Source organism: Streptomyces sp. SPB074 (assembly GCF_000154905.1).
In the GTDB taxonomy this organism is placed as follows: Bacteria; Actinomycetota; Actinomycetes; order Streptomycetales; family Streptomycetaceae; genus Streptomyces.
Window position 1 is genome coordinate 1,228,018 of the sequence record NZ_GG770539.1, and the last position, 23,486, is coordinate 1,251,503.

14 protein-coding genes and 3 pseudogenes are annotated in these 23,486 nt (G+C 72.8%); 6 read left to right on the plus strand and 11 right to left on the minus strand.

What is annotated here, in order from left to right:
* Positions 1 to 70: 70 nt before the first annotated feature.
* Positions 71 to 1,069: a dihydroxyacetone kinase subunit DhaK gene (locus tag SSBG_RS04925; RefSeq protein WP_008745116.1), complete on the minus strand. Its 999-nt coding sequence runs from the start codon at positions 1,067 to 1,069 to the stop codon at positions 71 to 73.
* 522 nt (positions 1,070 to 1,591) lie between these two features.
* Here SSBG_RS04925 and SSBG_RS04930 point away from each other — a divergent pair.
* The 3 genes and pseudogenes from SSBG_RS04930 to SSBG_RS04940 all read left to right on the plus strand — a co-directional run.
* Positions 1,592 to 3,700 carry a glycosyltransferase gene (locus SSBG_RS04930; RefSeq protein ID WP_008745117.1) on the plus strand — a complete coding sequence of 703 codons (2,109 nt, stop codon included), beginning with the start codon at positions 1,592 to 1,594 and terminating at the stop codon, positions 3,698 to 3,700.
* Positions 3,701 to 4,018: 318 nt separating this feature from the next.
* Complete coding sequence (locus SSBG_RS04935; RefSeq protein WP_037871115.1) at positions 4,019 to 4,714, plus strand: DUF4389 domain-containing protein; 696 nt, start codon at positions 4,019 to 4,021, stop codon at positions 4,712 to 4,714.
* Between the two features lie 118 nt (positions 4,715 to 4,832).
* Positions 4,833 to 5,255, plus strand: a pseudogene (locus tag SSBG_RS04940) (ATP-binding protein); the annotation flags it as partial.
* A gap of 314 nt (positions 5,256 to 5,569) precedes the next feature.
* Here SSBG_RS04940 and argF read toward each other — a convergent pair.
* From argF to SSBG_RS04960, 4 genes are all read right to left on the minus strand, one after another.
* Entirely contained in the window at positions 5,570 to 6,616 is a 1,047-nt protein-coding gene (argF, locus tag SSBG_RS04945; protein WP_008745120.1) for an ornithine carbamoyltransferase, read from the minus strand.
* A 117-nt stretch (positions 6,617 to 6,733) separates the two neighbouring features.
* Positions 6,734 to 7,966: an arginine deiminase gene (locus SSBG_RS04950; protein ID WP_037868969.1), complete on the minus strand. Its 1,233-nt coding sequence runs from the start codon at positions 7,964 to 7,966 to the stop codon at positions 6,734 to 6,736.
* 158 nt (positions 7,967 to 8,124) lie between these two features.
* Positions 8,125 to 10,776: a polynucleotide kinase-phosphatase gene (locus SSBG_RS04955; RefSeq protein ID WP_008745122.1), complete on the minus strand. Its 2,652-nt coding sequence runs from the start codon at positions 10,774 to 10,776 to the stop codon at positions 8,125 to 8,127.
* Positions 10,773 to 12,350 (minus strand): 3' terminal RNA ribose 2'-O-methyltransferase Hen1, encoded by a 1,578-nt coding sequence (locus tag SSBG_RS04960; protein ID WP_008745123.1) that lies wholly within the window; start codon positions 12,348 to 12,350, stop codon positions 10,773 to 10,775. The genes SSBG_RS04955 and SSBG_RS04960 overlap by 4 nt, the downstream gene beginning before the upstream one ends.
* A 485-nt stretch (positions 12,351 to 12,835) precedes the next feature.
* Between SSBG_RS04960 and SSBG_RS36030 the strand changes: the two are divergent.
* Together SSBG_RS36030 and SSBG_RS04970 are read left to right on the plus strand one after the other, a co-directional pair.
* Positions 12,836 to 13,597: pseudogene (locus SSBG_RS36030) on the plus strand (serine/threonine-protein kinase); the annotation flags it as partial.
* A 173-nt stretch (positions 13,598 to 13,770) separates the two neighbouring features.
* Entirely contained in the window at positions 13,771 to 14,685 is a 915-nt protein-coding gene (locus SSBG_RS04970; protein ID WP_008745124.1) for a transposase family protein, read from the plus strand.
* Positions 14,686 to 14,974: 289 nt separating this feature from the next.
* Here SSBG_RS04970 and asnB read toward each other — a convergent pair whose 3' ends face one another.
* Together asnB and SSBG_RS04980 are read right to left on the minus strand one after the other, a co-directional pair.
* Complete coding sequence (gene asnB, locus SSBG_RS04975; protein WP_008745125.1) at positions 14,975 to 16,804, minus strand: asparagine synthase (glutamine-hydrolyzing); 1,830 nt, start codon at positions 16,802 to 16,804, stop codon at positions 14,975 to 14,977.
* 265 nt (positions 16,805 to 17,069) lie between these two features.
* Positions 17,070 to 17,984 (minus strand): transposase family protein, encoded by a 915-nt coding sequence (locus SSBG_RS04980; RefSeq protein ID WP_008745126.1) that lies wholly within the window; start codon positions 17,982 to 17,984, stop codon positions 17,070 to 17,072.
* Positions 17,985 to 18,435: 451 nt separating this feature from the next.
* Between SSBG_RS04980 and SSBG_RS33075 the strand changes: the two genes are divergently transcribed.
* Positions 18,436 to 18,852, plus strand: coding sequence for a hypothetical protein (locus SSBG_RS33075; protein ID WP_158677740.1), 417 nt, complete (start codon positions 18,436 to 18,438; stop codon positions 18,850 to 18,852).
* A 253-nt stretch (positions 18,853 to 19,105) separates the two neighbouring features.
* Here the strand turns inward: SSBG_RS33075 and SSBG_RS04990 are convergent, their stop codons facing one another.
* From SSBG_RS04990 to SSBG_RS05005, 4 genes and pseudogenes are all read right to left on the minus strand, one after another.
* Positions 19,106 to 20,026 (minus strand): LLM class F420-dependent oxidoreductase, encoded by a 921-nt coding sequence (locus SSBG_RS04990; protein WP_008745127.1) that lies wholly within the window; start codon positions 20,024 to 20,026, stop codon positions 19,106 to 19,108.
* 551 nt (positions 20,027 to 20,577) lie between these two features.
* Positions 20,578 to 21,123, minus strand: coding sequence for a DUF6099 family protein (locus tag SSBG_RS04995; protein WP_008745128.1), 546 nt, complete (start codon positions 21,121 to 21,123; stop codon positions 20,578 to 20,580).
* Positions 21,124 to 21,243: 120 nt separating this feature from the next.
* Positions 21,244 to 21,644, minus strand: a pseudogene (locus tag SSBG_RS05000) (nucleotide pyrophosphohydrolase).
* Positions 21,641 to 22,942 carry a biotin transporter BioY gene (locus SSBG_RS05005; RefSeq protein WP_008745129.1) on the minus strand — a complete coding sequence of 434 codons (1,302 nt, stop codon included), beginning with the start codon at positions 22,940 to 22,942 and terminating at the stop codon, positions 21,641 to 21,643. Before SSBG_RS05005 ends, SSBG_RS05000 begins: the two are co-directional and overlap by 4 nt.
* Positions 22,943 to 23,486 lie beyond the last annotated feature (544 nt).

Genomic DNA, 23,486 nt, shown 5'->3' on the forward strand with positions numbered 1-23,486 from the left:
CCTCGGCCCCGTCAGCACACCCGCGATCGTCAGCACACCCGCGATGGCCCGGGCCGGTCCCCGGCCGGGGTCACCACCGCAGCGCCGCCGTGCGCACCGGCGCGTCCCAGCGGCGCAGGGTCTCCGCGTCGGCGAGCAGGAGGCTCACCGAGAAGCCACGCATGTCGAGCGCCGTCACGTAGTTCCCGACGAGGCTGCGCGCCGGGCGCACCCCTCGCGTCTCCAGGTGGCGCGCGACCTCGCCGTAGATGCCGTACAGCTCCAGCGGCGTCACCGCGCCGAGCCCGTTGACGAGGACGATCGCCTCGCTGTCCGCGCCCGGGCCGAGCGCCGCGAGCAGTTCGCCCGTCATCCGCTCGACCAGCGGGGTCAGTTCGCCGCGCGGCACCGTGCGGCCCGCGCGCTCGCCGTGGATGCCGACCCCGTACTCCAGCTCGCCCTCGCCCAGCTCGAAGGCCCGCTCGCCCGTCGTGGGCGCGGTGTGCGCGGCCGAGGCCACGGCGAGGGAGCGGCAGCGGGCGGCGAGGGCCGCGCCGAGGGCGGCGAGTTCGTCCAGGCCGGCGCCCTCGTCGGCCGCCGCGCCGAGCACCTTCTCCAGGAGCACCGTGCCACCGGTGCCGCGCCGTCCCGCCGCGATCTCCTCGGAGTCCGAGGCGAGGTCGTCGTCGATGAGGACGCGGGCGCAGGCGATGCCGTCGTGGGCGAGGCGTTCGGCGGCGATACCGAAGTTGATGCGGTCGCCCGTGTAGTTCTTCACGAGGTGCAGGACACCGTCCGCACGCGCCCCGGCGCGCGAGGCCGCGTACACCTGCCGGTTGTGCGGCGAGGCGAAGACCCGGCCCGGCACGGCCACGTCGAGCATCCCGGGCCCCACGAAGCCCGCGTGCAGCGGCTCGTGCCCCGCGCCGCCGCCGGAGAGCAGGCCGACGCGGCGGCCGGGGGCGGCCTCGCGGGTGCGCAGGAAACCGTGCTCGGGGTCGAGCGAGAGGAGGTCGGCGTGGGCGCGGGCGAAACCGCGCAGCGCGTCCGGCACGAGGCGGTCGCCGTTGTTCTCGAAGTAGGGGGCCATCTGGTCCTCCAGGGTCGAAAGCCGGCGTTCCGGGTGCGGCTCACCCGTTCGCCTCGCGCCAGGATCTCCATGCTGCGGCGGGAGGTGAAGATCGGCAACCGGCGCACCACTCGCACGGACCGGCGCACGCGACCCGCGCACAGCGCGTCCCCCCTCGCGCACGCCCTCGCACACCCCGCGCGTTCCGCACCGCGCGCGCCCCGCACGGCCCAGACGCCCCGCGCCTCCCCGCCCGGCCCAGACGCCCGCACCTCCGCGGCACGGCCGTCGCGCCCCGCGCCTCCCCCGTACGGCCCACGCATTCGAACAAAAGCCCCGCTCGGCGAATTCTTCCGGTCCCCGCCGACACTTTTCCGCCAGCTTTCCAGTGACTCGGTGGAGTCGCTTGACTGGCGCTCGGTGACCTCGACATATGGACATAGCCCGCGCACAGGGTCTCCACCCGGCGTCTCAGGGCACTTCACCGCCCTCCCGGCGCCGCCCCAGGCCCCCGAGGGCCCCGAGGCCCAAGGACCCACCGCCATGAAAATCGCTCTGCTGATCCACAACGCCTACGGGATCGGCGGCACCGTCCGCGCCGTCGCGAACCTCTCCGCGGCGCTCGCCGGACGCGGGCACACCGTCGAGGTCGTGAGCGTGCACCGCCCCTCGGACGGCCCCGACCTCGCCTTCGACCCGCGCGTACGGCTGCGCGCCCTGCTCGACATGCGCGAGGACGCGCGCGGCTACGTGGGCGACGACCCGCTCACCGAGCGCCCGAACACCGTCTTCCCCGACTCGGGAGTCGATTTCGGCCGGCTGTGCTACACCGCGCTGCACGACGCGCGCGTGGCCGCCTGGCTCGACGGCACCGACGCCGACGCGGTCATCGCGACCCGCCCGATCCTCAACGGCTACCTCGCCCGCCACGGCCGCCCCGGGCTCGTCCGCGTCGGCCAGGAACACCTGTCGATGGACGCGCACAGCGAACAGCTGCGCACCGACCAGAACGCGACGCTCGACGGGCTCGACGCCTTCGTCACCGTCTCCGAGGCCGACGCCGCGCAGTACCGGGCCGCGCTCCCCGGCGTCCGCGCCGAGATCCTGTGCGTCCCGAACGCCGTGCCCGCCCCGGCCGTCGCGCCCGCCGCGCTCGCCGCGCCCGTGATCGTCGCGGCGGGACGGCTCGTCGCCGTCAAGCGCTACGACCGCCTCCTGCGCGCCTTCGCCGCCGTCGCCCCGGCCTTCCCGGAGTGGAGCCTGCGGCTGTACGGGCGCGGGCCGGACAAGGCGCGGCTGCGCGGCCTTGTGGACGCGCTCGGCGTCTACGAGCGGGCCCGCCTGATGGGCCCGGCCTCACCGCTGGAGACCGAGTGGGTGAAGGGCTCGATCGCGGCCGTCTCCTCGGACCGCGAGTCCTTCGGGCTCACCCTGGTCGAGGCGATGCACTGCGGCGTCCCCGTCCTCGCGACCGACTGCCCCTACGGCCCCGGCGAGATCATCAGCGACCGCGACACCGGGGTCCTGGTCCCGCTCGACGGCGACGAGGACGCCCGCGTCGCCGCCTACGCCGCCGCCCTACGCGACCTCATGGGCGACGCCGGGCTGCGGGCCAAGCTCGGCGCCCGCGGCCGTGAGCGCGCCGCCCGCTACGCGCCCGAGCGGATCGCGCGCGAGTACGAGGACCTGCTCGGCCGCCTCGGCGCGGGCAGGCGCCGCCGCGGCCCGCTCACCGCCTTCACCGCCCTGCGGACGCTGCTCGCGCCCCGCACCCCCGCCGAGCCCGCCGCCTCCGCGCCCGCGCCCCGTGCCAGGCCGCCGCACGCGGTGGGCCGCGCACTCCCCGGCGGGGCGCTCTCCTTCGTCCTGGAGACCGACGGGGTGCCCGCCGGAGCGCTGGATCTGCTCCTGCGGCTGCGCAAGGACCCGGAGCAGCGTTCCGTCCGGGTGCCGCTCGACGGCTCGGCGGCCGTGCTGCCCGCCGGGGCCCACCCGCTCGCCGAGGGCCGCTGGGACTGCTTCGTGGTGCCGCGCGAGGCGGAGGAGTCCGCGCGCGTGCGGCTGCGCGCGGTGCGCGCCGAGCAGGCGGCGCTGCTCGGCGCGCCGCCGCTCGTGGACGCCGGGGTGCTGCGCGCGCGGGTCCCGTACGCGACGAGCGACGGCTTCCTCGCGGTACGGGCCTGGGCGCGGCCCCGGCACGCGGAGGTCACGGGCGTGCGGATCGGCGCGGAGCACGTCGAGGTCGAGGCGCGGTTCCTGGCCCCGGGCGGGGCACGGGTGGAGGGGGCCGTGGTCCGGGCACGGGCGCGCGGCTGCGGGCGGTCCTTCGAGGTCCCGGTGAGCGGCGACGGGGCGGACGAGGGCGCCTTCCGCTTCGTCCTGGCGCTCCCGCGCGCGGGGGACGTGCCGCTGGCGGGCGAGGAGGCGCCGAAGGAGGTGTGGGACCTGGAGCTCCGTACGCCGGGGACCGGGGAGGCGCCGGTGCCGCTCGGCCGGATCACGGGCGACGGCGTCGACCGCAAGCGCACCGACCGCTACCCCTGCGTCACCGTCCCGCACCCCGACCACGGCACCGCGACGGTCCGCCCCTTCTTCACCTCCGCGCACGGCCTCGCGCTGATCGTGCGGCCCCCGGCGCCCGCGGCGGACTGAGCGCGGCGGCCGGGCGGCCCGGACTGCGCCGGACGGGTCACCCGGATTGCGGGCCCGGCGCGGGCCGCGAAGCGTTGAGGCGACGCGCCGCCCGGACGGCGACGCGGCGTCGCGCGAGAGGAGCCCGCCATGGCGCAGGGCGAGGGCGGTCCGTACGGGGACGGTTCCTACGGGGACGGTCCGCGCGGGGGCGGTCCGTACGGGGGCGGCGGGACCTGGGGGTATCCGGCGGCCCCCGCCCCGTACCCTCCCGAGAGCGCCTTCGAGTGGCTGCCGCCGCTCGACCTGCCCGGTCCCGGGCGGCAGCGGCGCTGGACCGTGCTGCTGCGGCTGCCGCTCCTGCTCCCGCACGCCGTCGTGCTGTTCCTCCTCTCGCTCGGCGCCTTCTTCGCCGCGCTCGCCGGCTGGTTCGCGGCGCTCGTCCTCGGGCGGCTGCCGGGACCGCTCTTCCGGTACCTCGCGGCCTGCCTCGCCTACGAGGCCCGCGTCGGCGCCTCCGCGATGCTGCTCGTGGACCGCTACCCGCCCTTCACGCTCTCCCCCGACGCCGCGTACGAGGCGCGCTTCGGGAACCGGCCCACGCGCCTGAACCGCCTCGCGGTCCTCTTCCGGATCGTCCTGATCGTCCCGGCCGGGATCATCGCCTCGCTCGTGATGAGCGGCTGGTGGACGCTCGGTCTGATCTGGTGGCTGCTCACGCTCGTCCTGGGCCGGATGCCCGGCACGCTGTACGGGGCGAGCGCGGCGGCCCTGCGCTACCACCTGCGCACCTCCGCGTACTGGCTGTTGCTCACCCCCGCCTACCCGAAGCGGTTCTTCGGCGACGAGCCGGGCGAGACCGATCCCGTGGAGCGGTACTCGGCGACGCGCCCGCTCCTCGTGTCCGCGGGCGGGAAATGGCTGCTGGTGCTCCTCCTGGTGGCGGGCGTCGTGGGCGGCGGCCGGGGCAGTACGTACACCTCGCCGCACAAGGAGACGGACACGGCGCGGACCGCGCGCACGGCGGGGCCCTGAGGCTCCCGGGGAAGGGGGCCGCGTGGTTTCGCGCGCGGCTTCGTATGGTGGAGGGAGACGTCCCCCCGGGTGCCCCCCTGTGCCCGCGTCCCCGCACCACCCGAAACGGAACCCCGTCGTGCCGGACAACCCCGCCATACGCTCGTGGCACCGCACGCTGCCGCACGGCCCGCAGGCCGTCCCGCTCGCCCGCGCCCTCGTCCGCGAGGCGCTGGCCGGGCCCGGCGGCGAGACCGCCGAGCTGCTCACCGCCGAGCTGGTCGCCAACGCCGTCGAGCACACGGAGGGATACCGCCCGGTCGAGCTGTACGTGGAGCTGCTGGCGAGCCACTGCCAGGTGGAGGTGCTGGACAGCGACCCGGCTCCCCCGGGCGACCTGGGCTCCCCCGTCCCGCTCGAAGCCCCCGACCCGTTCGCCGAGGGCGGTCGCGGCCTCCTCCTCATCCGCGCCCTGGCCGCCGCCTGCGGCCACCGCCCCACGGACTGGGGCAAGGCAGTCTGGTTCCGCCTGGCCGCACCAACAAAAATCCCGCCACAACGCGACGCCCCCTCCACCCCGCCGGCACACGAACCCGGCCCGCCACCCCAGCCCCGCCAGCACGCGAACGCAGCCCACACGCCACCCCAAACCCAGCCCCGCCAGCACGCGAACCCAACCGACCTCGCCAGCCCAAAACTTAGCCCCTCCGGCGCTTGAGGAGCGGAGCCCCGCGAGGCTACCCCCGGCAACACGCGAACCCAACCCCCCACGCCACCCTCAAACCCAGCCCCTCCGGCGCTTGAGGAGCGGGGCCCGGGGCGGAGCCCCGCAAGGCCACCCCCGGCAGCACGCGAGGCCGCGAATCCGCCCCCGCGTCAGCCCTCGTGGGGCTCGTCCGCCGCCACCCGCCCCGGCCCCGCCAGCGTCGCGACGAGCACCGCCTTGATGGTGTGCAGCCGGTTCTCCGCCTCGTCGAAGACGACGGAGTGCTGTGACTCGAAGACCTCGTCCGTGACTTCGAGCGAGTCGAGGCCGAACTCGTCGTGGATGCGGCGCCCGACCCCCGTGCCGAGGTCGTGGAAGGCCGGCAGGCAGTGCAGGAACCTGACGTCCGGGTTGCCGGTGGCGCGCAGCACGTCCATCGTCACCGCGTACGGCCGCAGCGCGGCGATCCGCTCGCCCCAGACCTCGGCCGGCTCGCCCATCGAGACCCACACGTCGGTCACGACGAAGCCCGCGCCCCGCACGCCCTCGGCGACGTCCTCGGTGAGCGTGACGCGCGCGCCGGTCTCCTTCGCCAGCTCCCGGGCCCGCGCGACGACCTCGGCGGCGGGCCAGTACGCCTCGGGGGCGACGATACGCACGTCCATGCCGAGGAGGGCGCCGGTGATCAGGTAGGAGTTGCCCATGTTGAAACGGGCGTCGCCGAGGTAGGCGAAGGAGATCTCCGTCAGCGGCAGCGGGCTGTGCTCGGTCATGGTGAGCACGTCGGCGAGCATCTGGGTGGGGTGCCAGGCGTCGGTGAGCCCGTTGTAGACCGGGACCCCGGCGTGCGCCGCTATCTCCTCGACGACGTCCTGCCCGTCGCCCCGGTACTCGATCGCGTCGTACATCCGCCCGAGCACGCGCGCCGTGTCCTTCGCCGACTCCTTGTGCCCGATCTGCGAGCCCGAGGGGTCGAGGTAGGTCGTGTGGGCGCCCTGGTCGGCGGCGGCGACCTCGAAGGCGGCGCGCGTGCGGGTGGACGTCTTCTCGAAGATCAGCGCGATGTTCCTGCCCCGCAGCCGCGGCACCTCGGTCCCGGCCCGCTTGGCGGCCTTGAGCCGCGCGGCGAGATCGATCAGCGCACGGAACTCGGCCGCGGCGAAGTCCAGCTCCTTGAGGAAGTGACGGCCGCTGAGGTCGATCGCGTCGTGGGCCATGAGGGCGCTCCCGGGGTGCCGCGTACGGGGAGTACGGAGGCGACGAATAACGGAATGGAAGTGTATACGCTATCAGGCATTTCTATACGGCGGATAGGGCGGTGGGACGGGGGTGCGTCACACCGCGTCCCGCTCCAGGGGGCAGCTCATGCACCGGGGCCCGCCCCTGCCCCGCCCCAGCTCGCTGCCGGGGATCTCGACCACCTCGATCCCCTGCTTGCGCAGATACGCGTTGGTCGTGGCGTTGCGCTCGTAGGCGAGCACGACGCCCGGCTCCACGGCGAGCACGTTGCAGCCGTCGTCCCACTGCTCGCGCTCGGCGGCGTGCACGTCCTGCGTGGCCGTGAGGACCCGTACGGAGTCGAGGCCGAGCGCGGCGGCGAGCGCGCGGCGCATGTGCGCGGGCGGGTGGTCGGTGACCTTGAGGTCACGCGGGCCCGCGCCGGGCTCGATGGTGTACGAGGGGAGGTCGCCCAGGCCCGCGTACTGGGTGAAGGTGTCGCCGTCCACCATCGTCATGACGGTGTCCAGGTGCATGAAGGCGCGGCGTTTGGGCAGGTCGAGCGCGACGATGGTGCGCGCGGAACCGGCCGCGAAGAGCTTCGTGGCGAGCGTCTCGACGGCCTGCGGGGTCGTGCGCTCGCTCATCCCGATGAGGACCGCGCCGTTGCCGAGGACGAGGACGTCGCCGCCCTCGATCGTGGAGGGATCGTCCGGCCGCCCCTTCGACCACGTGCGGAAGCCACCCGCCTCGGGGCCGGTGAAGAGCGGGTGGTGCCCGTAGATCGCCTCGAAGTGCACGGTCTCGCGCCGCCGGGCGGGCCAGCGCATCGCGTTGACGGAGACGCCGTCGTAGATCCAGGCGGAGGTGTCGCGCGTGAAGAGGTGGTTGGGCAGCGGGCGGAGGAGGAAGTCGTCGGGCTCCATGACGTGGAAGCCGACGGAGACGGGCTCGGGCCAGCGGTCCAGGTACTCGCGCTTGGTCATGCCGCCGACGAGGGCTTCGGTCAGCTCGTGATCGGCGAGCGTGTCGAAGGAGGCGCGGAGGCGGTCGGTGGCCAGGGGCCCGTACTCCTTGGCGTCGAAGACCCGGTCGAGGACGAGCCCGCGCGCCTCGGGGAGCGCCATCGTCTCGCGCAGCAGGTCGGCGAAGAGGTGCACCACGACACCGCGTTCGCGCAGCACGGCGGCGAAGGCGTCGTGCTCCTCCTTCGCGCGGCGCACCCAGAGCACGTCGTCGAAGAGGAGCGCGTCCTTGTTGCTGGGGGTCAGTCGCTTGAGTTCGAGGCCGGGGCGGTGCAGGACGACGCGCCGCAGCCGGCCGGTCTCGGAATCGACGTGGAAAGCCATGCCTGTCATCCTGTCCGCCCGGCAGCCCCCGCACCCGTCACGCCACGAGGTGTACGTCACGAGGCGGGGCGGTACGGGGCGGAGCCGGGCGGTACGGGACGCGTCCGCCCGTTCCACCCCGTACCGCCGCGCGCGGCCCCCGGGCGGCCCCGGCCCGCTCACAGCCGGGGGTCGACCGGCTCCGACTCCAGCGCGAGGACCGCGAAGACCGCCTCGTGCACGCGCCACAGCGGCTCCCCGTCCGCGAGGCGGTCGAGCGCTTCGAGGCCGAGCGCGTACTCGCGCAGCGCCAGCGAGCGCTTGTGCCCGAGGTGGCGCTCCCGCAGCCGCCGCAGGTTCTCCGGGCGGGTGTACTCGGGCCCGTAGATGATCCGCAGGTACTCGCGGCCCCGGCACTTGACGCCCGGCTGCGCGAGCTTGCGGCCGCTCGTGCGGGCGAGCGCCTCGACGGGCTTGACGACCATGCCCTCGCCGCCCTCGCCGGTGAGCGCGAGCCACCAGTCGGTCCCGGCGCGCACGGAGTCCTCATCGGTGGTGTCCACGTACACGCGCCGCGTGCCGCGCAGCAGTCCCGTCGTGTCGGCCGCCACCATGCGGTCAACGAAGGCCAGTTGCCTGTCGTGGGGCACGGCGGCGAGGGACTGCCCGCGCGCGGCGAGGAGCTGGAACGGGGCGAACCCGACGCCGTCGAGCCCCTGGACCGGCCAGCAGTACCGCCGGTACGCCTCGGTGAACGCGGCGGCGTCCCGGGCCCGTTCACGCTGGCGCACGTCGAGGCCGCCGAGGTCCGCACCGCGCCGCGCGGCCTCGTCCAGCGCCGCGAGCACCCCGGGGAAGACCGCCCCGGCGGCGGCGCCCACCGCCGCGTACTGCGAGCGCAGCAGCCCTGCGGACTTGAGCGACCAGGGCAGCAGTTCTCCGTCCAGCAGGAGCCAGTCCGTGCCGAGTTCGTCCCACAGGCCACTCGCCCCGACGGCGGCGCGCAGCCGGGCGAGCACCTCCTCGGTGACCGCGCGGTCGTCGAAGAAGGGGCGTCCGGTGCGGGTGACGAGCGCGCCCGTCGGGGTCGCCTCGCCCTCGTCCGCGAGCCCGAAGCGCTCGACGGCGGTCGCCGCGTCCCGGCACACGAGGGCGACGGCCCGCGAGCCCATGTGCTTCTCCTCGCACACGACGTGCGCGATGCCGTCCTCGCGGTAGGCGGCGAAGGCGTCCTCGGGGTGTTCGAGGTAGCCCTCGCGGCGCGAGGTCGGCGTGGGTGCCATGGTCGGCGGCAGGTACGGGACGAGGCGCGGATCGACCGCGAACCGGCTCATGACCTCCAGGGCCGCCGCCGCGTTCTCCTCGCGCACGCCGATCCTGCCGAGCGCGCGCGTCTCCACGGTACGGCGGCCGACGACGTCGCCGAGCGCGAGCGGGCGGCCCTGGTGGCCGCCGGGCGCGGCCGAGGCGAGGGGCCGCACCGGTGCGTACCACTCCTCGTGCGCGGGCACGTCCACGAGTTCGCGCTCCGGCCAGCGCAGCGCGGTGAGGCGGCCGCCGAAGACGACGCCGGTGTCGAGGCAGATGGTGTTGTTGAGCCAGGTCGCCGCGGGGACGGGGGTGTGCCCGTAGACGACGGCGGCCTTGCCCCGGTAGTCCTCGGCCCACGGGTAGCGCACGGGCAGGCCGAACTCGTCGGTCTCGCCTGTCGTGTCGCCGTAGAGCGCGTGCGAGCGGACCCGGCCGGAGGTGCGGCCGTGGTAGCGCTCGGGGAGCCCGGCGTGCGAGACGACGAGCCTGCCGCCGTCGAGCACGTAGTGGCTCACGAGGCCGCGCGCGAACTCCGCGACCTTCTCCTTGAACCCGGGCTCCTCGGCCTCGGCGCGCTCCAGCTGCTCGATGGTCTCCGCGAGTCCGTGGGCCACGGTGACCTTGCGGCCGCTCAGGTGGCGCCCGAGCTTGTGCTCGTGGTTGCCGGGCACGCACAGCGCGGTGCCCGCCGCGACCATGCCCATGACGCGGCGCAGCACGGCCGGGGTGTCCGGGCCCCGGTCCACGAGGTCCCCCACGAACACGGCGGTGCGGCCCTCGGGGTGCCTGCCGTCCTCGTAGCCGAGCTTGCCGAGCAGTTCCTCCAGCTCGGCGGAGCAGCCGTGCACGTCGCCGATCAGGTCGAAGGGGCCGGTGAGTGCGCGCAGGTCGTTGAAGCGCCGCTCGCGCACGACCTCCGCCGCCTCGATCTCCGCGACGCCCCGGAGCACGTGCGCCTTGCGGAAGCCCTCGCGCTCCAGCCCACGCAGCGAGCGGCGCAGTTCACGCTGGTGGCGCTGGATGACACGGCGCGGGATGCCCGCCCGGTCCGCGCGCTCCGCGTTGCGCCGGGCGCACACGTCCTCGGGCACGTCGAGGACGATCGCGACAGGGAGGACGTCGTACTCGCGCGCCAGATCCACGAGCTGCTTGCGGCTCTCGCGCTGCACGCTCGTCGCGTCCACGACGGTGAGCCGCCCGGCGGCGAGCCGCTTGCCCGCGATGTAGCGGAGCACGTCGAAGGCGTCGCCGCTCGCGCCCTGGTCGTTCTCGTCGTCGGCGACGAGGCCGCGGCAGAAGTCGGAGGAGAGCACTTCGGTGGGCTTGAAGTGCCGGGCGGCGAAGGTGGACTTGCCGGAGCCGGTCGCGCCGACGAGGACGACGAGGGAGAGGTCGGGCACGGCACAGCGACGGCGCTTCGCGGCGGGCTCGGTGGTGGGGCCGGTGAGGCCGGTGGTGGTGGTCGTGGTGGGGCCGGTGGTCGTGGTGCCGGTGGTGGGCCGGGTGGCGTTCTCGCTCATGCCGCCGCTCCTTCCTCGGTGGTGGCGGTGGCGGTGGTGTCCGGGGCGGGCCCGGTCGTGGTGTCCGTGCGGGTGAAGCGGGCGAGCTGCGTGGGCGGGCCCACTTCGGGGTCCTCCTCGCCCACGGGCGCGTACGTCACGGCGTACCCGTACTCCCCCGCGACCTCCTCGGCCCAGCGCCGGAACCGCGCGCGGTCCCACTCGAAGCGGTGGTCGTGGTGGCGCACGTGCCCGGCGGGCAGGGCTTCCCAGCGCACGTTGTACTCGGCGTTCGGCGTCGTCACGACGACCGTGGCGGGGCGCGCGGCGCCGAAGACGGTGTACGCGAGCGTCGCGAGGCGCGGCGGGTCGACGTGCTCGATCACCTCGCTGAGCACGGCGGCGTCGTACCCGTTCAGCCGTGGATCGGTGTACGCGAGCGAGCCCTGCGTGAGCGTGAGCCGCGCCGCCTGCCGCTCGGGCATCCGGTCCACGTGGAGGCGGCGCGCGGCGATCTGGAGCGCGCGCTGCGAGACGTCCATGGCGAGGACGTGCGTGAATCGCGGGTCCTTGAGCAGTTCGCTGACCAGCGTGCCCTCGCCGCAGCCGAGATCGAGGACGCGGGCGGCGTGCGCGGCCCGGAGCGCTTCGAGGATCGCGGCGCGGCGGTGGGAGGCGAGGGTCGCGGGACGGGAGGGCCCGGGTTCGCCGGTCTCCGTACCGGCGCTCTCGGGCGCGGCCTCGGTGGCGACGTCCCCGGCCTCCGCGCCGGGGTCCTCGTCCGCCGGGCCCTCCGCCACCGCGTTGTCGATGTGCTCGGCGTCCGTGTCGTCGGACTCGGCGAGCCGCTGGAGTTCCATCCGGTCCATGGCCTCGCGGGTCAGCGAGAAGCGGTAACTCAGGTAGCGGCGCGTGATGTACGCCTGCTCGGGGTGCGCGGGCAGCCAGCCCTCACCGGCCCGCAGGAGCTTGTCCACCTCGTCGGCCGAGGCCCAGTAGTGCTTGGTGCCGTCCAGGACGGGCAGCAGCACGTAGAGGTGGCGCAGCGCCTCGGCGAGCACCTGCTCGCCTTCGAGCACGAGCCGCACGTAGCGCGAGTCGCCCCACTCGGGGAAGGTGGTGTCGAGGGCGACGGGCTCGACGGTCACGGTCCAGCCGAGCGGCGCGAAGAGCCGCGTCACGAGCCCGGGATCGCCGTTCGCGGGAACGGCGGGCAGCTCGATGCGCAGCGGCAGCGCGCGGCCGGGCAGCTCGGGCCGCGCCTTGCACTCGCCGTGCAGGGCGGTCTTGAAGACGGTGCCGAGGGCGACGGTGAAGAGCGAGGAGGCCGCGTACGGGCGGTCGTTGACGTAACTCGCGAGCGAGGCGTCCGGCGCCTTGCCGCGCCCCTTGCGCCTCCCACTCCGCACGAGCGCCACGGGGTCGATCTCCAGGAGCAGCGCCACCGTGCAGCGCTCCGCCCCCGCCTCGGGATAGAACACGTGCGCCGTCCCGTGCGCCGTGTCGAAGCGCTGGACCCGGTCGGGATGCTTGTGCAGCAGAAAACCGAGCTCGGAGGCGGGCACCTCCGGCGTACCGGTGGTCGTCAAGGTCATGAACACCCCCCGAGTATGCGACCCGCACACCGTCCCGGACGACCGGTTTACCCCGGCCCCAGCGACGTCACCGCGCGCCGCGCGGGCGAACCGGGGTGCCGGCGGCGGGGGCCGCGAGGAGTGCGCGGCGAACCCGACGCCGGATTGTCGAACGCGGGACGAGCGAGGACACGTGGCTCCCGCCCCGCGAATCCATGCGCGCCGCCGGGGCCAGGGAGGAGTACTGGAGAAGGCTGGCGTGTCGGCCCATGCCCGGGGCGGCGCTGCCGGTCCGACCTCCGCCGTCCCCTCCCGATCGATCGCAGGGGGGCACCCCACGTCCTGTCGGCTGGATCGACGCCGTCATGGGGCACGCCATCCGACGATCCGGAGAAAGCCGCCCCCGGCGCGATGAGTGTGTCCCTATGCTCCTCCCGCCGTACCGCGATGGTCAGTAGCGACAGTGGTGTGGGGGTCATACGACAGCGGAGACAGGGCCCGGCACGGTGATCGGCGGACGCTACACCTTGGCACGCTTGGTCGGTGACGGCGGCTTCGGGCAGGTCTGGCAGGCACACGATCCGGTGCTCGGGGTGGACGTAGCGATCGAACAGGTCCGCCTTGACACCGAGTTACCTGATGAGGCGCGCGCGGAGTTGATGGCTCGTGCCGCCGGCGAGGCCCGGAATGCCGCCCGGCTACGGGACAACGCGCACATCGTCACCGTGTACGACGTCATCGAGGTCGATGACGGCCGGTGGCGCGTCCCCTGGATCGTCATGCAGTGGGTCGAAGGGCGTTCCCTCGCCGAAGCATTGCAGCACGACGGCCCGCTGAGCGCACAGCAAGCGTGGCTGGTGGCCGACGCACTGCTCGATGCTCTGGAGAACGCGCATCGAGAGGGCATCGTGCACCGCGACGTCAAGCCGGCCAACGTGCTGCTCAGGATGAGGACGGAGGACGTCCTGCTCGCGGACTTCGGCATCGCCCTGGCACAGGCCGATCCCCGCATCACCCGCACCGCCGTTGTACTTGGCTCGCCTGCCTACATGGCACCGGAGCGCCGGCAGGGAGCCACCGGCGACGGCCGCGCCGACCTCTTTTCCCTCGGCGTGACCCTGTACGAAGCACTGGAGGGAGCTCTGCCCTTTCCGCCAGGAATTTCTGGTGCCGCCCCGGCACAGAGTCCGAAGGCGATGCAACGGGCCGGAGCGCTGGCCCCGTTGATCCTTGCCCTGCTGGAGAGGGATCCGGCCCGGCGCCCCACCGCGCGCACGGCGCGATCCATGGTGCCCCCGCGGCCCGGCTCCACCGTTTCGAAGACGAAGACCGTGGAGCAGGTCCGGGCCGGCCAGTCCGTGACACTCGCAGTAACGAGTTGGTGCGTGATAGCGGGTGAGGTGTCGTGCCACGTGGATGGCATGATCCCGCTGTGGCGATCATGGTCAATCGGGCGGTGCTGGCGCATCGACTGTTCACGGGGCTCTCCCGGCGTCATCTTGCGTGCTTGGTCGAAGAGTTGGCCGAGCCGTGGCAGGCCGGGGTCGAGGGTCGCCGCCATGCTGTGCGAGGCGGGGCCCGCAAGCGGGCCGAAGGCGCCGGCGCCCGCCATCAGCTGGTGTTCGTCGACCGGTTGGTGGCCACACTCATCCACCTGCGGCACGACCTGCCGCACTCGGTGCTGGGGCTGCTGTCAGGTGTCGACCGATCCACGGTCACCCGGGCGATCGGAGAGGTGCGCACGCTCTTGGCGGAGCGGGGGTGCGCGGTTCCCGACCGTCCCGGCCTGCGGCTTCGGACTCTGGCGGATGTGTTTGCCTACGCCCAGGCCGAAGGTGTCGAGCTGTGTCTGGACGCCACCGAGATCCAGGTCCGCCGGCCACCGGCCGGCCGCGGCGGCCGGCGCGCATTCGTCTCGGGCAAGAAGAAGCAGAACACGATGAAGGCCACCGTGATCGCCGGCTGGCGGGGCCGCACGTTATGGACCGATGCCCTACGACCTGCGCGTATGCACGACGCCACCGCCGCCCGCGACGAAGGCATCGCCATCTGCTTCCAGCACTTCCCCGACGTCGAGGTCCTGTTGGACGACGGCTACCTGGGGCTGAGCCGCGACCATCGCGGGCAGGCGATCACGCCGCCGAGAAAACCCCGGCCGGGAGCACTGCCCGACAGAGTCGAACAACGGGGACGCGACCGCCACGGCCACTCGTCCGACCGCATCACCGTCGAACACGCCCTCGCTGATCACAAACGCTGGAAGCAACTGACCCGCTGGACACATCGCCGCGACCGCCTGCCCGACACCTACCGCGCCATTGCCGGCCTCGTCTCCGACCGCAACACCAGCATCTGAAAACGGCCGTGAGCAGGGCAAACACACCTCACCCGCTATCACGCACCAACTCGTAAGACACTCCCCACCTTCGTGGAGCCCTCCATCAGCCTCCAACCGTACGACCGTCGTCCTCGAAGCCACGCTCGCCTCGGGAAGGCGATGCTGAATAGGATCATGTAAATCGAGTTTCGGCCTGGCGGGGGCGGTTCGCTGCGCTCGTTGCCGAAAGGCCTTCTACCTTCAGACAAAGTGTGCGCCGAGGACGGAAAGGACATGAGGAGCGGTCCGAGGACCGCTCCTCACTTGGTCAGATCCTGATCGTCGGGTGGTAGATGTCGAACCACGCGCCGAGGTCGAGTGTCCGCTCCAGCAGCATCCGCTGCTGCTGGCTCAGGAGGACGGCGGGCTGGGTGGTGGCCTCGGCCAGACGCTCACGGCTGACCAGCTCCACCGCCGTGTGCCCGGCCCGAAGCAGGTCGGCTCCCTGGGACTGGATGGCCTCTACGTAGGCCGGGTCGAACGTGCCCGGGTATCCGCTCTTCTTGCGGTTTGCGACCGACTCGGGCAGGACGTCCCGGGTGGCGGCGCGCAGCAGGCTCTTCTCCCGACCGTCGAAGGTCTTCAGAGACCACGGGGTGTTGAAGACGTACTGCACCAGGCGGTGGTCGCAGAAGGGGACACGGACTTCCAGGCCGACGGCCATGCTCATCCGGTCCTTGCGGTCCAGGAGGGTCTGCACCATACGGGTCAGATGAAGATAGCTGACCACCCGCATGCGCTGGTCCAGGCCGGTCTCACCGTCCAGGGCAGGGGCCTGAGCGACGGCGGTGCGGTAGCTCTCGGCGATGTAATCGCCTAGGGCGAGCGCGGGCTTGAGGTCCTCGCTGATCTGACCGCCCGACTCGATCAGCGAGTGCCGGCCCACCAGCCAGGGGAAGGTCTTGGCGTACCGCCGCTCGTCGTGGAACCACGGGTAGCCTCCGAACACCTCGTCAGCGGACTCGCCGGAGAGCGCCACAGTGGAGTGGCGGCGGACGGCGGCGAAAAGCAGGTACAGGGAGTTGTCACGGTCGCCGATACCGATCGGCAGGTCACGCGCCCTGACGGCCGCACGGCGAACCGCCGGGGCGGACAGGGCCGCCCCGTCCAGGATGATGTCTTGGTGCTCGCAGCCCACGTGTTCCGCGACGGCGTGGACGTACGGGGTGTCCTGGGTCGGTGAGACGTCGATGGCCTGGAAGTGTTTGTCCTGGTCCGGAAAGTCGACGGCGAAGCTGCGCATCGTCTCCCCCTGGGGAGTGAGGTGCCTCTGCGACAGACCGGTGAGAGCGGAAGAGTCCAGGCCGCCGGACAGCAGCGTGCAGCGAGGCACGTCGGCGACGAGCTGGCGTTGGACGATGTCGTCGAGTAACTCGCGGACATGCGCGACCGTTTCGCCCTTGCTGTCGGTGTGCGGCTCGGAACGCAGCTGCCAGTATGTGTGGCGGCGCATTCCTCCGCGGTCGAGGACGATGATCTCGCCGGGTCGCACTTCGCGCATCCCCTCCCACACGGCGGCGCCGGGGGTCTTGACGCCGGCGAAGAGTTCGCGCAGTCCGTCGAGGCCGACGACGGGGGCGACGGTGTGGTTGGCGAGGATCGCCTTGGGCTCCGAGCCGAAGACGACGCCGTCCTCGGTCTCGTAGTAGTAGAACGGTTTGATGCCCATCCGGTCCCGGATCATTACCAGGCGCTCGGTGCGGGCATCCCAGATGGCGAAGGCGTACATGCCGTTGAGGTGTTGCACGAGCTCCTCACCCCATACGAGGTAGCCGCGCAGCACCACCTCGGTGTCGGAGTCGGTGTCGAACCGCTGCCCGGCGCGGCGTAGTTCTGCTCGCAGTTCGGCGAAGTTGTATGCCTCACCGGAGTAGACCATGCCGATCGGCCCGTCGGGGGTTTCCACGGTCATCGGCTGAGCGCCGCCCGGCAGATCGATCACGGCGAGCCGTCGGTGCCCAAGGGCGGCATGGGGCGCCACCCACACACCGTCAGCGTCGGGGCCACGGCACGCCATGGTCTGCGTCATGGCATCGATATCTTCTTGATGCCCCGTCAGGTTGCGCCGATAGGAGACCCAGCCGGTGATTCCGCACATGAGAACCTCAGTTCGCTCGTGGTGAGTTGCCTCATGCGATTGCTGCCCTCTACATGCAGTTGTTCCACACGGAAATCCCCGACTCTGATGTGGCATTTCTGACAGGTAAATTTGTATTAACGCGAGGTTTCATGCAGTCTGAAAAACTTTGAGCCAATCACGCGCTCCCTGCAGATCGCTTCCCGTCTGGCATAACCGAGTGCGGCCCCTAACGAGTTGGTGCGTGATAGCGGGTGAGGTGTGTTTGCCCTGCTCACGGCCGTTTTCAGATGCTGGTGTTGCGGTCGGAGACGAGGCCGGCGATGGCGCGGTAGGTGTCGGGCAGGCGGTCGCGGCGATGTGTCCAGCGGGTCAGTTGCTTCCAGCGTTTGTGATCAGCGAGGGCGTGTTCGACGGTGATGCGGTCGGACGAGTGGCCGTGGCGGTCGCGTCCCCGTTGTTCGACTCTGTCGGGCAGTGCTCCCGGCCGGGGTTTTCTCGGCGGCGTGATCGCCTGCCCGCGATGGTCGCGGCTCAGCCCCAGGTAGCCGTCGTCCAACAGGACCTCGACGTCGGGGAAGTGCTGGAAGCAGATGGCGATGCCTTCGTCGCGGGCGGCGGTGGCGTCGTGCATACGCCCAGGTCGTAGGGCATCGGTCCATAACGTGCGGCCCCGCCAGCCGGCGATCACGGTGGCCTTCATCGTGTTCTGCTTCTTCTTGCCCGAGACGAATGCGCGCCGGCCGCCGCGGCCGGCCGGTGGCCGGCGGACCTGGATCCCGGTGGCGTCCAGACACAGCTCGACACCTTCGGCCTGGGCGTAGGCAAACACATCCGCCAGAGTCCGAAGCCGCAGGCCGGGACGGTCGGGAACCGCGCACCCCCGCTCCGCCAAGAGCGTGCGCACCTCTCCGATCGCCCGGGTGACCGTGGATCGGTCGACACCTGACAGCAGCCCCAGCACCGAGTGCGGCAGGTCGTGCCGCAGGTGGATGAGTGTGGCCACCAACCGGTCGACGAACACCAGCTGATGGCGGGCGCCGGCGCCTTCGGCCCGCTTGCGGGCCCCGCCTCGCACAGCATGGCGGCGACCCTCGACCCCGGCCTGCCACGGCTCGGCCAACTCTTCGACCAAGCACGCAAGATGACGCCGGGAGAGCCCCGTGAACAGTCGATGCGCCAGCACCGCCCGATTGACCATGATCGCCACAGCGGGATCATGCCATCCACGTGGCACGACACCTCACCCGCTATCACGCACCAACTCGTAAGCAGAGCGACATCGCTAGAGGCTACGCACGGGCTGCGGAAAAGTTCGGCGGCTGGAATGGTCTTGTGATCGGTGCTCTCTTGGGTGTCGTCAACGTTTCGGACCCGATCATCAGCCTGGGGTCGTTCGAGCTGGGCGGCAGTGACAACCGCTGGGTGAAGGCCATCATGAGCGCTTTGATGCTCTCGGCTCTCCTCTACGTCGTCTTCGGGATCACGGGCTGGATCTCCGGGACTCGCGCCAAGTCCGACGTGATCACTGTCGACGCGCACGGCCTCACTGTCAGCACCTGGCGTGCCCCCCCCCCCCCCCCCCACACCGCGTCGCAGAGGACGGCACCCCCGAACCACCCGGCCCGAAGATCTTCACCCTGCGATGGGACGTGTTGGAGCGCATCGCCGTCGAGCGCACGAAGCAGTCGGATCGTCCGGCCATCGCCGTCTGGTTCCACCCGGCAGACAAACCCTCCAAAGCCTGGCGGGTCAAGCACGCCGCCGAAAAACGAGAAGGCGGCGGATTCTGGATCCACCGGGATGACACCAACAGCCCACGCGCCGTCAACCCCGAGCGCCTCCGCGGCCCTCCGAAGCGCTACGCGAACGCGATCTACCAAGACCCGCATGACATCCCCGACCCCGGAGAGAACGTCTCCCTCGCTACCGGACCGCATCCGCGTGGCAGCGTGGCCTACCGCGACCGGTTCGGGTCGACCGAGCCGAGGAGGCACAGGAGCCTGTCTGTAAAACAGCTGGTGCCGTTGCTCGTCTTGGCGCCGGTCATGCGATGTGCACCGTCGTAGGTGACCGAGGACAGCTTGGCGGTCTCGGCCTGGTTGCACCCGGCGTCGTAGATGTACGACAGCGCACCCCCGCCCAGGGCCGCGTCATCGCGCCCAGGTCGTCACTGCACGCGCGGGCGCGGGCGGCGCACTGTGCCGGGATGGTGTGAGGAGGCGGGGGCTGCTGAGGGGGACCGCGTGTGGGGCGGGGCGGGTTGGCGCGCTTTGGTGTGGGCGCCGTGCCGCCCCGCTCCCTCTGCCTGTTGTCGCGGGCTCAGGTCAGCTGGCTCAGTACCTGGGAGGAGATGAGCTCCAGGTGGTCGAGGTCGTCCAGGTCGAGGATCTGGAAGTAGATCCGCTGGGAGCCGACCGCCGCGAACCGGCCGATGCGGTCGACCACTTCGGCGGGGGAACCGGCGAGGCCGTTCTGCTTCAGCTCGTCCACCTCGCGGCCGATCGCCGCCGCCCTGCGGGCCACCTCCGCGTCGTTCGCGCCGACGCAGGCGACGAGCGCGTTCGAGTAGACCAGGTCGTCGGCCGCGCGGCCGGCCTCCTTCGCCGCGGCGCGCACCCGCCCGAACTGCCGCTCGGTGTCCTCGATCGAGCCGAAAGGCACGTTGAACTCGTCCGCGTACCGCGCGGCGAGCTTCGGTGTCCGGCTGGCGCCGAACCCGCCGATGAGCACGGGCAGCCGCGACTGCGTGGGCTTCGGGCGGGCCGGGGAGTTCTCCAGCTGGTAGTGGCGGCCCTCGTAGCTGAACGTGTCGCCCGGCTTCGTCTCCCACAGTCCGGTGATGATCGCCAGCTGTTCTTCGAGGCGCGAGAACTTGTCCTTCGGGAACGGAATCCCGTACGCCGTGTGCTCCTCCTCGAACCAACCCGCGCCGATGCCGAGTTCGACGCGCCCGCCGGACATCTGGTCCACCTGCGCGACCTCGATCGCGAGGACGCCGGGGAGCCGGAAGGTCGCGGCGGTCATGAGCGTCCCGAGACGAATCCGCTTCGTCTCCCGGGCGAGCCCGGCCAGGGTGATCCAGGCGTCGGTCGGCCCGGGCAGGCCGTCGCCGCCCATGTGGAGATAGTGGTCGCTGCGGAAGAACGCGTCGAAGCCGAGATCCTCCGTCGCCTTGGCGGCGGCGAGGAGTGTGTCGTAGGTGGCGCCCTGCTGGGGTTCGGTGAAGATACGCAGATCCATGCCCCCCATCCTGCCCCCTCACCCCGCGCCACTCCTCCCGCACCCCGCCGGAGACCCGCGGCGCCGCGTCCGGGCGCGTGCCCGGCGCGCTTCGGCGCCCGGGGGCGACCGGGGGGACATGAGTGCCCGCGCGAGGTGGTCCGGGCGCCTCGCGACGGTGATCAAGCCGGGTACCACGGTGGACCGGCGGCACCGGGCGCGCCGCGTCAGGTGCCGTGAGGCACCGGCTCCGGGCGCGGGAAGCCAGGTGAACGCCGGGGCTGCCGTACGGGCTGCCGTGCGGGTGCGCCACGTGCGAAGAGCGCGCGAGGCGCCCTGCACCCACCGGTGGGCCGTCGCGGCGACCGCGTACCGGAACTCGCTCCCTCCCCCGCCCCCACCGGCTGGCGCTCCCGTTGCCGCCTCGCGCCCGGACCGGCGCGTCGCCGCGGCGCGGTGGAGACGGCGGGCGTCCTCCCCGGGGGACTCGGCCAGGGGGCTGCCCGCGTGGGCGGGTGGCGTAGTGGGCCGGATTCCTCCGGCACGCGCGCGAGTGGTCGTGCCGTGTCCCGTCATGGCGTGCGGCGTCCCTGCTGGCCGGGGCTGTCGCCGGGCGCGTCCTGGAACGTGGTGTGCTCACCGTGCACGGCGGCTCCGTCCGCGCGTTCGTCGTCTCCGCCCTCCGGCGCGGCGTCGTCCGTCAGCGATGTCCATCGCCCGCGCAACAGCCGTACCGCGTCACGGCAGTTGCCCAGGGTCTCGATCGCCTCCATGCAGTCCGTGTATGTGCCGCCCTCCAGCGCCGTGGCCGCGAGCGGGATCAGGGCGTGGGCCGCCTCTTCCAGGAGGGCGTCCAGGGCATCGAGGGCGCGGGGCGGGTCGGCGACCGAGGTCAGGCGGCTCGCGCGCGGCAGGACACGGGGCGGGGCGCCGCTGTCGCCGGTCCGGTGGAGGCCGCGCGCCGCGCCGCGCTGGGCCTCAGGACCCGTCACCGCGAGCACGCCGCCGACCGCGCGGGCCAGCGCCTGGGCCTGCCACGCCTCCCCCACCACCTCCGCCTCCGTGTGCGCCACGCCCAGCGCAGCCGCCGTCACCACCGCGAGTCGTGTCGCGTCCATCGGTCGTCCCCCGTCGTCCGTCCCTCACTTGCCGTCACTACTCAGCGTGCTGGACGGGAAAGGCTGCGGGAAGCCATCACGGGAAATCTGTGGATAACTCGGGGGAAGTCGCACAACGGCTCACTCCGAAGAGTGACGAGATTTTCGTTTCAGTCGGTCTCCCCGGCGGGAAACCTCTCCTCGTTCCTGTCGATCTTCGCGTGCAGCGCGCGCACCGGGTCGATGCCGAGGACGTGACAGAACTGGAGGAGGTATGCGAGGACGTCGGCGACTTCGTCGTGGACGCGGAAGCCCGTCGCGGGATCGTCGAGGACCGCCGCCGACTGCTCGGGGGTCAGCCACTAGAAGATCTCCAGGAGTTCGGAGGTCTCGACGCTGAGGGCGGCCGCGAGGTTCTTCGGCGTGTGGTACTGCTCCCAGTCACGGGCGGCGGCGAAACCCGCGAGGCGGTCGCGCAGTTCCTGGAGGGCGGTGTCCCAGGCGGTTTCCGGTGCCCCGGGCGGGGGTGTCTGGCTCGTCACCGCTCCGGTGTACCACGTACCTCCGCGCCCAGTTCCACGAGCCGCACACCGGCCGGTGCCTCCGTGGGCAGGGGCGGGCGGGAGAGCGCGCCGAGGAGCCTGATGTGGCCGCGCACGGCCATCCGTGCCGCCAGGTCCAGGAGCAGGGTGGACTGCCGTGCGTCGAGGTGGAGATCGAAGTCGTCCGCGAGGACGGTGAGCGTCTGGAGGGCTCCCGGTACTTCGCTCGCCGGGTCCAGGTCCAGCACGCCCGGACCCGTGAGCAGTACCAACGCCAATGCCAGATGGCGCAGTTCGCCCGCGCCGAGGTGGGCGAGCGGCGTGCCGGGGCCGTCGGGGCGCAGCAGCCGCGCCACGATCCCGCCATCGGGCAGGAGGCTGGTCGCGAGGCCGTCCACGGCGCCCGCGCAGCCCTCGCGCACCGCGGCCTCCAGGAACCCGTAACGCGTGCGGCACTCCCGTTCCGCGCGGTGCAGCACCTCGGCGAGGTTGGCGCAGTCGCCGCGCAGCAGCCCGTCCCCCGCGGCGGCGGGCGGGCGCATCGCCGCCGGGTCCGGGGCGCAGGGGTAGAGGGTGCGCAGGGCGAGGACGGTCTGCTCGGCCGCCGCGAGGACACGACGTTGCTCCTTCGTGCGGCCCGCGACGCGCAGGGGCAGGAGTGTGGTGCCGAGGAGGTCGTCGGGGAAGGGGGCGCGGGTGACGGTGGTGGTGCCCGCCGTGTGCCAGGCGGCCTGCACGGAGCGGCGGGCGGGGTCGCGCAGGGCGGTTTCGAGGTGGACGACGCCGTCGCCGCCGCTGAGCCGTTCGCCCACGACGCGCAGTTCCGGCTCCGCCTGCACGGCGAGGTCGAGGCGGACGGGCCCGGCGGGGCCGTCCGACACGCAGCCGATACGGAAGCCGCGCCGCCGCTGCGGGTCGGGGCGGGCGCTCTCGGGGACGGCGGCGTGCGGCTCGGGGAACGCCTCGGCGAGCGTGGCGCCGTTGCCGAGCGCGGCGAGGGCCGCGCAGGCGGCGAGGGCGGTCGATTTGCCGCTGCCGCTCGGGCCGGTGAGGAGGGTGACGGGGCCGAGGCGCAGGACGGTGGCGCGGTGTCCGGCGTAGGCGGAGAGACGTAGTTCGGTGAGGTGCGGCCGGGGCGTGAGGTCCGCGCCGCGCTCGGCGCGGGCCGCCTGGTCGGGCACGCGCCGCGCGCCCGGCGCGGCGGCGTCGGCGTCGTCGTACGAGCCCGGCGGGGCGAGCCGCGGAAGCCTGGTGCCGTGCGCGGCGGGGCCGGGGCCGGGGGCTGAGGTGGGGGGCATGTGCGGAAGATAGGCGCGCCCCTGGCCGCCGAACCGTTTCGCCTGAGCCGGCTTCCCACCATCGGGGGACACCGTCGGGACACCGGCCACCCCACCGAGCGAACTCCCGCCCGGCGCACCCTGCTCGCGCGTCCTCGGCGACGGAACCCCCTGGGCGCGCGGGGCGGACGCGCACGGTAGCCGGGTGCGGGTGTCCGCCGAACGGGGCGAACGCGAAGCCGCGGGCACGCCGCGCGGAGACCGCCCTCTCAGACCAGCCCCACCCCGTATGCGACTGCCACGCGGATTCCCGTATCCGTCTGCCGCGCGGACGACGGGACGGGTGGGAACGGGGCGGAACGGGGGGAACCAGCGGGGGATGGCCGGACGCGCGCGCCGCCGGCCGTGCTCCGGTATCCGAAGGCGAGTCTCCGAAGGCGAACCGTTTCCCCGGGCTTCCTCCGCGAGGTACACCGGTGAAACGGTTCACCGCACCCGCCACCCGCTGCCCGCTGCCCGACTCCGGCCCCCGGACCCCCGCTCTCCACCGTCAACCCCCCGACGG

Coding starts and splice junctions, on each gene's coding strand:
- SSBG_RS04925 (WP_008745116.1), bottom strand. CDS start 1,069: ATGGCCCCCTACTTCGAGAACAACGGCGACCGCCTCGTGCCGGACGCG.
- SSBG_RS04930 (WP_008745117.1), top strand. CDS start 1,592: ATGAAAATCGCTCTGCTGATCCACAACGCCTACGGGATCGGCGGCACC.
- argF (WP_008745120.1), bottom strand. CDS start 6,616: ATGGCCCACGACGCGATCGACCTCAGCGGCCGTCACTTCCTCAAGGAG.
- SSBG_RS04950 (WP_037868969.1), bottom strand. CDS start 7,966: ATGGCTTTCCACGTCGATTCCGAGACCGGCCGGCTGCGGCGCGTCGTC.
- SSBG_RS04955 (WP_008745122.1), bottom strand. CDS start 10,776: ATGAGCGAGAACGCCACCCGGCCCACCACCGGCACCACGACCACCGGC.
- SSBG_RS04960 (WP_008745123.1), bottom strand. CDS start 12,350: ATGACCTTGACGACCACCGGTACGCCGGAGGTGCCCGCCTCCGAGCTC.
- SSBG_RS04970 (WP_008745124.1), top strand. CDS start 13,771: ATGGTCAATCGGGCGGTGCTGGCGCATCGACTGTTCACGGGGCTCTCC.
- asnB (WP_008745125.1), bottom strand. CDS start 16,804: ATGTGCGGAATCACCGGCTGGGTCTCCTATCGGCGCAACCTGACGGGG.
- SSBG_RS04980 (WP_008745126.1), bottom strand. CDS start 17,984: ATGGTCAATCGGGCGGTGCTGGCGCATCGACTGTTCACGGGGCTCTCC.
- SSBG_RS04990 (WP_008745127.1), bottom strand. CDS start 20,026: ATGGATCTGCGTATCTTCACCGAACCCCAGCAGGGCGCCACCTACGAC.
- SSBG_RS04995 (WP_008745128.1), bottom strand. CDS start 21,123: ATGGACGCGACACGACTCGCGGTGGTGACGGCGGCTGCGCTGGGCGTG.
- SSBG_RS05005 (WP_008745129.1), bottom strand. CDS start 22,942: ATGCCCCCCACCTCAGCCCCCGGCCCCGGCCCCGCCGCGCACGGCACC.